General features: G+C 61.8%; 12 protein-coding genes. 6 read left to right on the forward strand and 6 right to left on the reverse strand.

Annotated features, from left to right (window positions below; genetic code table 11):
- Window positions 1-152: 152 nt before the first annotated feature.
- On the forward strand, window positions 153-1,490 hold the full coding sequence (locus tag ACLI1P_RS06805; RefSeq protein ID WP_306507205.1) for an NAD(P)/FAD-dependent oxidoreductase: 1,338 nt from the start codon (window positions 153-155) through the stop codon (window positions 1,488-1,490).
- 143 nt (window positions 1,491-1,633) lie between these two features.
- Here the strand turns inward: ACLI1P_RS06805 and ACLI1P_RS06810 are convergent, their stop codons facing one another.
- The gene (locus ACLI1P_RS06810) at window positions 1,634-2,236 is read right to left on the reverse strand and encodes a class I SAM-dependent methyltransferase (protein WP_296132291.1); all 603 of its coding nucleotides are present in this window, start codon (window positions 2,234-2,236) and stop codon (window positions 1,634-1,636) included.
- A 100-nt stretch (window positions 2,237-2,336) separates the two neighbouring features.
- Between ACLI1P_RS06810 and corA the strand changes: the two genes are divergently transcribed.
- Complete coding sequence (gene corA, locus ACLI1P_RS06815) at window positions 2,337-3,410, forward strand: magnesium/cobalt transporter CorA (RefSeq protein ID WP_296132288.1); 1,074 nt, start codon at window positions 2,337-2,339, stop codon at window positions 3,408-3,410.
- 3 nt (window positions 3,411-3,413) lie between these two features.
- Here corA and ACLI1P_RS06820 read toward each other — a convergent pair whose 3' ends face one another.
- Entirely contained in the window at window positions 3,414-3,872 is a 459-nt protein-coding gene (locus ACLI1P_RS06820; protein ID WP_296132284.1) for a PaaI family thioesterase, read from the reverse strand.
- A 43-nt stretch (window positions 3,873-3,915) separates the two neighbouring features.
- Between ACLI1P_RS06820 and gndA the strand changes: the two genes are divergently transcribed.
- Window positions 3,916-5,385 carry an NADP-dependent phosphogluconate dehydrogenase gene (gene gndA / locus ACLI1P_RS06825; RefSeq protein WP_411708428.1) on the forward strand — a complete coding sequence of 490 codons (1,470 nt, stop codon included), beginning with the start codon at window positions 3,916-3,918 and terminating at the stop codon, window positions 5,383-5,385.
- 92 nt (window positions 5,386-5,477) lie between these two features.
- Here gndA and ACLI1P_RS06830 read toward each other — a convergent pair whose 3' ends face one another.
- Window positions 5,478-6,521 carry a hypothetical protein gene (locus ACLI1P_RS06830; RefSeq protein WP_411708429.1) on the reverse strand — a complete coding sequence of 348 codons (1,044 nt, stop codon included), beginning with the start codon at window positions 6,519-6,521 and terminating at the stop codon, window positions 5,478-5,480.
- 109 nt (window positions 6,522-6,630) lie between these two features.
- Entirely contained in the window at window positions 6,631-7,410 is a 780-nt protein-coding gene (locus tag ACLI1P_RS06835) for a hypothetical protein (RefSeq protein WP_411708430.1), read from the reverse strand.
- Between the two features lie 173 nt (window positions 7,411-7,583).
- Between ACLI1P_RS06835 and ACLI1P_RS06840 the strand changes: the two genes are divergently transcribed.
- The 3 genes from ACLI1P_RS06840 (at window position 7,584) to ACLI1P_RS06850 (ending at window position 10,773) form a co-directional block, all read left to right on the forward strand.
- Window positions 7,584-8,963 carry a DEAD/DEAH box helicase gene (locus ACLI1P_RS06840; protein WP_296134406.1) on the forward strand — a complete coding sequence of 460 codons (1,380 nt, stop codon included), beginning with the start codon at window positions 7,584-7,586 and terminating at the stop codon, window positions 8,961-8,963.
- Window positions 8,960-9,817, forward strand: coding sequence for a 3-methyladenine DNA glycosylase (locus ACLI1P_RS06845; RefSeq protein ID WP_411708431.1), 858 nt, complete (start codon window positions 8,960-8,962; stop codon window positions 9,815-9,817). The genes ACLI1P_RS06840 and ACLI1P_RS06845 overlap by 4 nt, the downstream gene beginning before the upstream one ends.
- A gap of 77 nt (window positions 9,818-9,894) precedes the next feature.
- Window positions 9,895-10,773, forward strand: coding sequence for a vWA domain-containing protein (locus ACLI1P_RS06850; RefSeq protein WP_411708432.1), 879 nt, complete (start codon window positions 9,895-9,897; stop codon window positions 10,771-10,773).
- A 181-nt stretch (window positions 10,774-10,954) separates the two neighbouring features.
- Here the strand turns inward: ACLI1P_RS06850 and ACLI1P_RS06855 are convergent, their stop codons facing one another.
- Both ACLI1P_RS06855 and ACLI1P_RS06860 read right to left on the reverse strand, forming a co-directional pair.
- Window positions 10,955-11,545, reverse strand: coding sequence for a MerR family transcriptional regulator (locus ACLI1P_RS06855; RefSeq protein WP_411709702.1), 591 nt, complete (start codon window positions 11,543-11,545; stop codon window positions 10,955-10,957).
- A 207-nt stretch (window positions 11,546-11,752) separates the two neighbouring features.
- Complete coding sequence (locus ACLI1P_RS06860; RefSeq protein ID WP_296134411.1) at window positions 11,753-12,319, reverse strand: bifunctional nuclease domain-containing protein; 567 nt, start codon at window positions 12,317-12,319, stop codon at window positions 11,753-11,755.
- Window positions 12,320-12,335: the final 16 nt, after the last annotated feature.

The raw sequence follows: 12,335 nt of genomic DNA on the forward strand, positions 1-12,335 counted from the left end.
ATTTCCACACTAGTTGCCGAGCCCGGCATGCCGGTGGAGGCGCGGCCCAAAAAGCCAGTTAATAACCCATAAAGTATGCATGTACGGGTACAAGGGTTTAGACTAGCTGCGGTAAAAATACTCTAACTTTCTGAGGAAGGTAGCCAACAACCATGGAGCACACTCCCCACCGCCCGAATAACGGCCGTCACCACGTCGTTGTCATCGGTGCCGGCTTCGGCGGTATTAACACCGTCAAGCAGCTAAAGAACGCCGACGTAGAGATCACGCTCATCGATAGGAAGAATCACCACCTCTTCCAGCCGATGCTCTACCAGGTGGCCACCGGTGTTATCTCCGCGGGCGAAATCGCTCCGTCTACCCGCCAGCTCCTACGCAACCAGGACAACGCGCACTTCGTCAACGGCGATGTCACGGACATCAACATTAAGGATCAGACCGTTACCGCTGAGCTCGATGGCGCTACCCGTACCTACGAGTACGACTCCCTCGTGGTAGCAGCCGGCGCTGGCCAGTCCTACTTTGGCAACGACCACTTCGCTGAGTTCGCGCCGGGCATGAAGACGCTGGACGACGCCTTGGAGATCCGCTCCCGCATCATCTCCGCCTTCGAGAAGGCGGAGCTGGAAGAGGACCCAGCCAAGCGCGAGAAGCTGCTGACCTTCGTCATCGTCGGCGCCGGCCCGACGGGCGTTGAGCTCACCGGCCAGATTGCCGAGCTGGCCCAGCGCACCTTCGCTGGCACCTACTCCAACTTCGGTTCCACCTCCGCCAAGATCTATCTCCTGGACGGCGCCCCGCAGGTGCTGCCGCCGTTTGGCAAGCGCCTGGGCCGCAAGGCGCAGCGCACCCTGGAGAAGCTGGGCGTGGACGTGCGCCTCAACGCCATGGTCACCAACGTCACCGAGGACGCCGTGACCTACAAGAACATGAAGAACGAGGAAGAGGTCACCATCGAGGCCGCGACCAAGATCTGGTCCGCCGGTGTGTCCGCTTCCCCGCTGGGCAAGATGGTGGCCGACCAGGCTGGTGTCGAGTCCGACCGTGCGGGCCGCGTCTCCGTTAACGAGGACCTCACCGTGGGCGAGTACAATAACGTCTACATCGTGGGCGACATGATCTCCCTCAACCGTCTCCCGGGCGTGGCTCAGGTGGCCATCCAGGGCGGCACCCACGTGGGCAAGCTCATCGAGGCCAAGATTGATGAGGAGTCCACCGCCAACGAGGCCGAGCCTTTCGACTACTTCGACAGGGGCTCCATGGCGGTCATCTCCCGCTTCAACGCTGTGGTCAAGCTGGGCAAGACCGAGTTCTCCGGCTTCCCGGCGTGGATCTCCTGGCTGGGCCTGCACATTGCCTACATCGTGGGCTTCCGCAGCCGCGCCCTGGTGGCGCTGCACTGGCTGCTCAACGCCGTATCCCGTGACCGCGGCAACCTGGAAATCACCCAGCAGCAGCGCGTCGCCCGCAACGCCTTGAACAAGGACTAGCACAAGGACTAGCAGAGACGCACCAGGCAGCACAGCCTGGGCATGGTTAAAGAGGAGCGACGCCGAGCGCGCCTCTCCCCTTTTCTCGTATCTGTACTCCTCCGTGGCCCTGTACTCCCTACCGTGGCCGTAGGCCGGCGGGACTAGCCCAGCAGGTCAGCTCCCGGGCGGGTAAGAACTGCCACCATGAACGTGGAGCTGTCCTTGAATACCTTCATGTCCCAGGAGGCGAAAGTGAAATCGACGCGGTAGCCCACCTTGAGCGCCAGGTCCAGGAACTCCTGGAAGCCCCAGCCGCGCCCCTCACCGAAGCCCACAACGAAGCGCCCACCTGGGCGCAGGGCCGCGAAGACGTTGCGCAGGGCTGCCTCGCGGCCGTCGACGGCGATGAACGTCATGACGTTTCCGGCTGCTACGGCGATGTCGAAATTTCCCTCAGGGATCTCGTCAACGGACAGGTCCCCAATCTCCCACTGTGCCTCCGGGTAGTCGTGCTCGGCATGCTCAATCAGGATCGGATCGACGTCGACGCCCACCACCGTGTGCCCGCGCTTGGCCAGCTCGCCGCCCAAGCGTCCCGAGCCGCAGCCGGCGTCGAGGACGCGGGCGGAGCGCTCCACCATAGCATCGATAAGCCGGGCCTCACCGTTGATGTCCTTGCCTTGGGCCTGCAACACCTTCCACTTCCGCGCGAAATTATGGGAATGGTTCGGGTTAGCTGCGGTTACTTCTTTCCACGTAGGCATGAAAACGATTATATGCCCTCAGACGGTGTAAGCTTTAGCCGCTCAGCAAAATCAGCACGGGGTTTGCCTCGCGCCCAGCACGAAGAAGGAGGCTGACACGATGCCGTCTGTACCGTCGCCCTTTAGGCCACGCAAGAGAAACGAGCCTCCCAGTCCCTCCCGCACCTTCTCCGTGCCGGTAGAACGCGCCATCGAGCACTGCCGTGTTTTCGTTGACGGCGAGGCCCTGCCGGGCGAATTCACCCCGCACAGCGCACTGCAAGCCGTGGAGGAATACGGCCGCGGATTCGTGTGGGTGGGCCTTCATGAGCCCATGGAGTCCCAGATGACCAAGGTGGCCTCGGAGTTCCGCATCCACGAACTCATCGTCGAAGACGTGGTCCAAGCCCACCAGCGCCCGAAGCTGGAGCGCTACGACGACCAGCTCTTCATGGTGGCGCGGTCGGTGAACTACCGGGACCATGATGAGGTGGCCGATAAGCGCCAGATCATTTCCACCGGTGAGGTTCAGATGATCATCGGCGATACGTTCATTATCACCGTGCGCCACTCCGCCAAGCTTCCTAACCTGGCCTACGTGGTCCAGGACGAGCAGGATCTGGTGGAGCTGGGACCTGTGGCGATGGCTTGGAAGATCCTGGACATGATGGTGGACCGCTACTCCGAAATCTGCCGCCTCATTGCCATTGAGGTGGATGAGCTGGAGGAAGAGGTCTTCACTCCGAACTCGCAGCCCAACATTGACCGCATTTACATGTACAAGCGCGAGATCCTAGAGATGAAGCACGCCATCGATCCGCTCTCGGCGGCGCTGAAGGCGATGAACTCGGACCACAAGGACTTAATTTCGAAGACCATCCGCTCCTACCTGCGTGACGTCAATGACCACGAGCTGGTGGTCAAGGACCAGGTGGCTGGGTTCGACGAACGCCTCACCTCTCTTATCGACGCCTCCGTGGCCAAGGTTTCGATGCAGCAGAACTCCGACATGCGCACCATCTCCGCAGTAGTCGGCATGTGGGCGGCACCAACGCTCGTGGCCGGCATCTACGGCATGAACTTTGACATCATGCCGGAGCTGCACTTTGCCTGGGGCTATTATGGTTCCCTCGGGCTCATGGTGCTCGTGGTCGCCATCATGTGGTGGTGGTTCCGCCGCAACCACTGGCTGTAGACGCTACTTCTGCACCACCATCGTGCGCAGCGTGGAGGCGGCAACCAGCGTGTCCCCCTGGGAGATTTTGACCTCCCACAGCTGCGTGCGGCGACCCTTGTAGAGAGGTGTCGCCACTGCCTCAATGGTGCCGCTGGCAACCGGCTTCAGGAAGTCGGTGTTGTTGTTGACCCCGACAACGGGCTGGCCGGCGGCGATGAGGCTGCCAATCGACGCCGTGGTTTCCGTCATGGTGCAGTAGAGTCCGCCGTTGGCCACTCCCCACGGCTGGTGGTGATCCGCGGTGACATCAATCTCTGAGCGGATCTCATCGGCAGAAATCAGCGTGTAGCGCAGACCGATGAGCTTTCCCAGGCCCATCTGGTTGGAGTTGATGAGCTTCAACTCTTCCTCGTTGAGGGGGCGGGCCTGCGCAGCGGCCAGCAGTGCCGCGAATTGTTCAGCGTGTTCAGCGTGGTTCATGCCACACCAGAGTACTGCATTGCGGTGACGTAGGATGGTGAACATGACTCAAACTGCTGAAAAGACTGAACTCGCTCAGATTGGTGTTGTGGGCCTGGCTGTCATGGGCTCCAACCTGGCGCGCAACTTCGCACACAACGGCAATACTGTCGCCGTGTACAACCGCAGCCCGGAAAAGACCCGCACCCTGATTGCGGAGCACGGCGATGAGGGTCACTTCATCCCCTCTGAGAGCGTCGAGGATTTCGTTGCCTCCCTGGAGCGCCCGCGCAAGGCCATCATCATGGTTAAGGCCGGTGCGGCAACGGATGCGATCATTGATCAGCTGGCAGAGGCCATGGATGAGGGTGACATCATCATCGACGGCGGAAACTCCCTGTTCACCGACACGATCCGCCGCGAGAAGGAGGTGGCTGAGAAGGGCCGCCACTTCGTCGGCGCGGGCATCTCTGGTGGCGAGGAGGGCGCTTTGAACGGCCCGTCCATCATGCCGGGTGGCCCGGCGGAGTCGTGGGAGACCCTCGGTCCGATTCTGGAGTCCATCGCAGCCAACGTGGATGGCACCCCGTGCGTGACCCACATTGGTCCTGACGGTGCTGGCCACTTTGTCAAGATGGTGCACAACGGCATTGAGTACGCCGACATGCAGGTGATCGGTGAGGCCTACCAGCTGCTGCGTTATGGCGCGGGCATGGAGCCGGCAGAGATCGCCGAGGTCTTCCGCGAGTGGAACGCCGGCGACCTGGACTCCTACCTCATTGAAATCACCGCCGAGGTCCTGGCTCAGAAGGATCCGGAGACGGGTGCCCCGCTTGTCGACGTGATCGTGGACGCCGCCGGCCAGAAGGGCACGGGCCGCTGGACCGCCATCAACGGCCTCGATCTGGGCGTGCCGGTCACTGGCATCGCCGAGTCCGTCTTCGCCCGCGCGCTGTCTTCTGCCACCGCGCAGCGCGAAGCCGCTCGCGCCGAGGATCTCCCGGCTGGCGAGGTCGCCGCTGGTATCGACGCCCTGGGCGTGGACAAGCAGGCCTTCATCGAGGACGTTCGCCGCGCTCTCTATGCCGCTAAGCTCATCGCCTACTCGCAGGGCTTCGACGAGATCAAGGCCGGTTCCGAGCAGTTTGGTTGGGATGTTGACCCGCGTGACCTGGCCACCATCTGGCGCGGCGGCTGCATCATTCGTGCGAAGTTCCTCGACCGCATCCGCGAGGCCTACGACACCAACCCGCAGCTTCCGGCCCTGATCCTGGATCCCTACTTCAAGGGCGAGCTGACCGGCCTTATCGATTCCTGGCGCCGCGTCATCGTGGCCGCCACCCAGTTGGGTCTGCCGGTTCCGGTGTTCGCTTCCTCCCTGTCCTACTACGACAGCCTGCGCGCCGAGCGCCTGCCGGCCGCACTGATCCAGGGCCAGCGTGACTTCTTCGGCGCCCATACGTTTAAGCGCGTCGACCGCGAGGGCACCTTCCACATCGAGTGGTCCGGCGACCGCTCCCAGAGCGAGCAGTAGTCCGGGCCCGCGCTCTCCCGCGCGGACAGCGCACACCCCTCATCCAGTACGCGGGCGTTTCATTGTGAACGCCCCTAGCACCGGATGGGGGTTTACTCGGTGGTGGCGAGTTTAGAGTTCAATTCGTTCAGCTTCTCCTCGTTCAGCTTCTCCTCGTTGTCCTTCATAACGCTGTCCAGGGTCCGGATGATGCCGGCTTCACCGAGCACCGAGTTCATGGCGTCCCTGTCGTCGTCGATAGCAATGTACTCGATGACTGCATCCTTAGTCTCGAGAGTCTCAGCCAGGACCTGCTCTTCCTGGACTTGGGTCTTCGACGTAAACGCCACCAGTTCCGATCCACGTCCCGAGTACACTCCGGCCATTGCCGCTCCCCCATTGAGCTTTTGATCGCGCACTGCGCGGCGCTCCGCCTTCACGGCGTCTTCATTGCGCGTGTATTGAGCTGCGTACTGGTTCTCCGGTCCAAACACGCACATGATGGTGGGAACCACGCCGCTGATGGTGGTGCCGTCCTCAGCGATTTTTCCAAACACCGACGCATCCTTGAAGCAGCTGTCAGTCAGGTTAGCGAGCTCGACGGGTACGGGGAGCTGCTCTGGATCCTTGTCACGGATTTCCTGCGCTTCTTCTTCATCAAGCTTCTCGTCAAAGTAGTCCTCGTCCACGCCCTCCGGGAAGGGGCTGGCAGGCTTGTTCGGGTCCGAGGTCTCCTCTGCTTCCTCTTCGGCAGAGTCCTCGGCCGCAGCCTCAGTCGAGTTTCCGGCGGCCGCGGTGGACTCCGCATCATCGTCGGAACCGCCGCGCAGCAGTGCGAAGACGAGCGCTGCGATTGCTAGAAGGGCGACGATGATGCCGAGGACAATCCAGAGGCCCTTAGACGAGGACTTCTTTTCTGGGGTGGCCTCAGACCCCAGCGGCTGGGCGCTGCCGCCCTGGGAGGGCTGGCTGCCGGGGTGCGTGGTGTGATTGGCGTGGTCGCCGTGAGTGTCGTGAGCTGGCTTTGCCGCGTCAACCTCGTGAGCACCGTCGTGAGCACTGTCGTGGGAACTGTCGTGAGCACTGTATGGAATAGAAGAATCGTGCGGCTGGTCGGGACGCTGCGGTTCGGGAGATCCGGGACGAGAGTGTGTCATAGTGCACAATCTAGCAGAATCTCACAGTTCACCAGCGGCAATGCCTCAGAGCACGGGGGCTAGTCCCCGCCTGCTGACCCCCGCAATAGACGGGCATGTTAGGCCCCGTCTACTCCTCCCGTTCGACGATGCCGGCTTCTTCGAGCGCTTCTGTAAACTCCACGTCCCGTTCATCAATGTCTGCCAGGTGAGTGTCATCGAGGATGTACTCAATCACGGCCTTGTCTCCCTTGAGGACCTCGACGAATACGAACTCATCCCCGGTCTCGTAGTAGCCGATCGTGGAGCCTCGGGCAGAGGTCAGGCCTTCGAAGTAGGTATTCAGTCCGAATTCCTCGACAGAGGCGATGGCATCCGAGTTCTCGGTGTAGTGGGCACTGAACTCCTCGTCATCTCCAAAACGACAGTCCACGGAGCGCACCCACGGAAGCTCTTCTGCTGAGTCAGCGTCCACGGCGCCGAAGAAGGAAGCGGATTCAGTACACGACGTCGTCGCTAGGCCTTCCAGCGCCTTCGGCGTATCGGTGACGACATCCTCTTTGCGGATGCTCTTCGCCTCTTGTGCGGTGATGGGCTGTTCCCAGTACTCATCGTCCCAGGCGCTATCCCCACGCGACAGCAATCCGAAGCCGCCCCCATTGCCGGAGACCTTCAGCAGTGCAAAGAGCATGCCTGCGATGAGAAGCACCGCGACGACGCTGCCAAGGATAATCCACAACACCGGGCTGGAGCCGCTTTTCTGCGCCGGCGCATTGCCCGGACCAAAGCCAGGTTGCGGTGGACTTGGCTGGCCCCACTCGTCCTGTGGTTGCTGGTACTGCTGCGGTTGCTGGGGTTGATTGTTTGAAGAGTTCTGCGGGAGAGAGGAATTATTGAACGGATTGGTCATAGCCGTAGAGTAACCCATGCATGGGTGGAAATCTTTCGCTATAGACCTCTGACGAGGACTATTCCCCCACCTCTCCCCTTCTCTCCCTTTCTCCTTGGCGGCATCCACAACTGCAGGGCGCCGACCTGCCACCCATTTCGCTCAGGAAGTTCCGGACACTACACTTTTCCACGATGACTACTTTTGCCGATCTCGGCCTTCCCCGTGACATCGTGCGTGTCCTGGACAACCAGGGCATCACGTCCCCCTTCCCTATTCAGGCCGCCGCTATTCCCGATGCCCTCTCGGGCAAGGACGTGCTCGGTCGCGGCCCGACGGGCTCGGGCAAGACCTTTACTTTTGGCCTCCCCATGCTCAGCCGCCTGGCTGGGTCCGGGGTCTCTCGGCCTGGCCACCCGCGTGGGCTGGTTCTTGCCCCGACGCGAGAGCTTGCCACCCAGATTCAGCAGCGCTTGGACGAGCCCGCCGCCGCCCTTGGCCTGCGCGTCCTCGACGTGGTTGGCGGCGTGAATATCAACCGCCACATCCGCTCCTTGGCGCGCCCGGTTGACCTCTTGGTAGCCACACCGGGCCGCGCGCAGGACCTCATCAACCAGGGCAAGCTCTTCTTCGACGAGGTCCGTATCACGGCCCTTGATGAGGCGGATCAGATGGCTGACATGGGCTTTCTCCCCCAGGTTCGCAAGCTGCTCCAGCTCACGCCGGACGACGGCCAGCGTCTGTTGTTCTCCGCCACCCTCGACGGCGAAGTAAACAAACTGGTCAAGCAGTTCATGCATGACCCCGTTACTCACTCCACCGCGCCGGTGGAAGCCGCGGTGGACACGATGGAGCACCACCTGATCTTCATCGGTACCCGCGAGGCCCGCAACGACGTGGTCCTGCGCCTCGGCGCGCGCAAGGGCAAGACCATTATGTTCATGCGCACCAAGCACGGCGTCGACCGCCAAGCAAAGAAGTTGCGCCGAGTAGGCATCAACGCCATGCCCCTCCACGGCGATAAGGGTCAAGGCGCGCGCACCAGGGCCATCGAGGGCTTCGCAGACGGCAGCGTGCCGGTCCTCGTTGCCACCGATATCGCCGCCCGCGGCATCGACATCGCGGACGTCTCCCTCGTTGTCCACGTCGATCCCCCGGCAGAGCACAAGGCCTACCTGCACCGCTCCGGGCGCACCGCGCGTGGTGGCGACTCCGGAACGGTAGTCACTCTGGTCACCGACGAACAGCGCGACGAGGTGGCCAAGCTCATCAAGAAGGCCGGCGTGAAGCACACGGATCTCGATATCAGTGACCGCGATAAACCCGCCAGCAGCCCGGAGTTGGCGCAGATGACCGGCGCCCGCAAACCCACGGGAGAGCCACTGGGCCCGCCCAACCAGCAGCAGCCGGGTGCGCAGAAAACCTCCGCCACGGCCAATACCAGGAACAAGGCCGACGACAAGGAAAAGGCTGGAAAATCGGGCCGTTCCGGTCAACACCAGCAGCGCTCAGGCGGCACTAGGCGCAACGGCAATCGTCGCCGGCGCAGCAACCGCTCTGCAGGACAGCGATGATTCTCCAGCCAGAAGCGTGGCAGACCCGGATGCGTGAGCACGAGGAGGCTGCTGAGGAACTCCTTGCGCGCTACCGTCATCCGGGCTCCTACCATCCGGTCTACGATTTCCTCTTTGAGTACTATCCGGTCCGGCCCTCGCACCTGAAGCGGTGGCACCCCGGGTTCGGAGTGACTCTGGCAGGTGACGATGTCCCCCACGCGCAGTGGCGCGACTATCACCGCACGGAGGAAGGCGTGACTATGGACGCTCACGCGTTCGTGGAACGCCGCGGTGGAGCTCTGCGCTATATCCTCAACCTGCTTGAGCGCACAGCGGTCAATCCGGTGCAGTTCGACTGCTTTGGCCTGCACGAATGGGCTATGGTCTACCACACCGATGCCCCGCGCCACGACTTGCCGCTGCGACTCGGGGCCGAGGGCACCAACGAAGTTGTGGACCGTCACCGCATAAAGTGCACGCACTACGACGCCTTCCGCTTCTTCACCGAGCCTGCCCGCCCGCTCAACCTCACGGTCCTCACCCGTGAAGACCAGCCGGAGCACGACCAGGCCGGCTGCGTCCACGCCACCATGGACTTGTACAAATGGGCTTGGAAACTCGGCCCCATAGTTCCCGGTGAGCTCTTCCTGGACACCTTCAGGCTGGCAGTCCAAGCCCGCACCTTGGACATGGAGGCCTCGCCCTATGACTGTCGCGAATGGGGATTCGGGGTCGTGCCCATTGAAACGCCCGAGGGCAAGGCTGAGTACGTGCAGCGCCAAAGGGCGCTGGCCGATACCGCAGAGCCTCTTCGCCAGCGGCTTGTCGCGCTTCTTCGGGACTGTCTGAGCGCTACAATGAATAACCATTAATGTGACCTGCAACGTCCAACGATAATCCTTGTTGCCTACTGTGCAGGTCCGTGTAGCCCCAGCGCGGAAGGAATAGGATGTCCCGGCACTCGGACGGAAAAAACAATTACGCGGTTGCACCGTGGCTCATCATCGTGGCCCTTCTGACGCTTCTCGCGCTTATCGCTGGAGCTTTCTTCCTCTTCCGCGGCGGGGACACCAAATCCGGTGAGGCTTCCTCTGTAGCGGCAGGCGAATCCACGGTGGAAAGCACTGCCGCTGATGAGTCCGAGACCACAGCCGCTGAGGCGACGTCCGCACGCGAATCCTCTTCCGCCGCCGCGTCCTCCACTTCCCAAGAGTCTTCCTCCGCGGCACCGCCCTCGGAGAAGAAAAACACCGCGGACAAGCCGGCCGGAAAAGCAGACTCGGTAGCGCCGAACACGCTGTTCCTACTGGATACCTCCGCTAATCTCACACCCTACTTCGGTCCGGTGAGCCAGGCCGTGGCAGATGCGGCCAACGCTGCCGGCGAAGACGGCGGTCAGGTGGGTCTGTGGAACTACTCCTCCCCGATTTCGGAGTCTGCAACAGTGGGCTACCGCCAGAACGTGGCCTACGGACCAGCAGAAAACGTCGCCTTTGCTGTGTCCCAGTTCGGCACTGGCGGAGTCCCGCAGACCCGCAGCGCCGTGGTCGCCGCTCTAGGTAATGCCGCCGACCAAGCGGCCCAGACCGGCAGCGACGCCCGCGTGGTCCTGGTGACCACTGGCACGGAGCAGGACATGGACGATGAGACCTTTACTGCCGCACTCAAGGACGCGCGCGCTCAGGGCGTGAGCCTCAGTGTGGTCCACGTCGGCGACGGCGAAAAGGATGCCACACTGGAGCAGCTTGCCGACGTCTCCTCGGCGATTACCGATCCTTCCGACAGCGCCGCCGACGCCAAGGCTATTTCCGCCGCGGCCGGCGTCTAGCCCGCAACTGTCTAGCCCGCAACGGGGTCCCCGGGAGCCTAAGACTTTTAAACAGCCCCAGCTAAACAACCACAGCACGAGCAAAAGCCCCAGCACTGACGTGAGCAACAGTGCTGGGGTTAACAAGGCTTTAAAGGTGCCGGTGAAGACACCGCCCGGCGGCCCGTCCGGCCGACCGGCTTTAGGAGGACTTGCGCTTGCGACGAGCAGCCAGCTCGTCGAGGCCAACGACGACGTCCTCGTCGCCAGCTTCCTTCACGATGCGCTCGGCGGGGAAGGACGTAATCGTACCGGAGAGCTCCTTGAGAATGCCCGGCACGGCGATTCCGAAGACGCCCTGGCCGCCGGCCAGAAGGTCAATCACCTCATCGTTGGAGCGGCATTCGTACACCGTGGCGCCGTCAGATACCAGCGTCAGCTCCGCCAAGTCATTTACGCCGCGGTCCCGCAGCGAGTCCACTGCCAAGCGGATGTTCTGCAGGGAGATACCCGTATCGAGCAGGCGCTTGACAATCTTGAGGACCAGGACGTCCTTGAAGGAGTACAGACGCTGGGAGCCGGAACCGCGGGCGGTGCGGATGGAGGGTTTGACCAGGTCAGTGCGCGCCCAGTAATCAAGCTGGCGGTAGGTAATGCCGGCAACCTGGCAGGCGATCGGCACACGGTAGCCCAGCTCCTCGTCCGGCCCGATATCAAAGAGGGACTCTTGGACGTAGCCGGGGCGACTCTCGAAGGTCTCGAGGACCTCCTGATCGTGCTGGTCGCCGTACAGAAGGCTATCGCTGTGGTGGTCGTTGCTGCTCACGTAATTACTCCAATGATGTTTAGTGGGAGTTCTAAGTTCCTATTAAAGGGCACGCCGTCGGGCACGTCAAGAGCCCTCCAGTATGAACCTCTAGTTGAACTTTAGACTTTCTCTCCCCCTTTGTCACCATTAGTCACACGCGTGTCATTAACTTTTTCAGGAAATTCGCGCGTGCTAGTTCCCTGTCCCGTCCTCGTCATCGCCAGAAAGGAAGTCTTCTTCCGTAAAGCCTGAGTCCCGCATCATCTGCTCAAACCCGTCATCAACCTGGGCACTCGACTCTCCCCCGTCGTGCGGCGCCTTCGCTGCGTCGCGCTCAAGACCAAAGTATTCCTTCAGGTCGTCGTCACCGATGTACACCGCGACGTCAGCAAGGAGATCCTTGTTGAAGGTGATGGGCAGGTCGAAATGGTCAGCCAACACAATGGCATCAGTGATTCGAGCGTCAAAGTCGTTGCCCGCTCCATCAATGATTTCGACCATAAAAGCACCCTTGTTGTGTTCGTCCACGGAGATGGATTCGATGCCGTCGAGCTTTTCCGCAAATTCGATAAGGAGCTCGTAGGTGCTGGGGCGAGCATTAAAGTGGCGCTCCAGCACTTGCAGTACGCGGGCGCCGTCGATGGGAGAAATCCAGATTGGGACGTGGCGGTCGGCCTCCTCCCAGTAAAACAGGGCGCACAGGTGGTTTTCGGGCCCGACGGGATGGATTCCTAAGAATCTTAGTTCTTCAGTATTCATGGCTTCCACTCTCCCA

The organism is Corynebacterium tardum, from assembly GCF_046717785.1.
Classification (GTDB): Bacteria; Actinomycetota; Actinomycetes; order Mycobacteriales; family Mycobacteriaceae; genus Corynebacterium.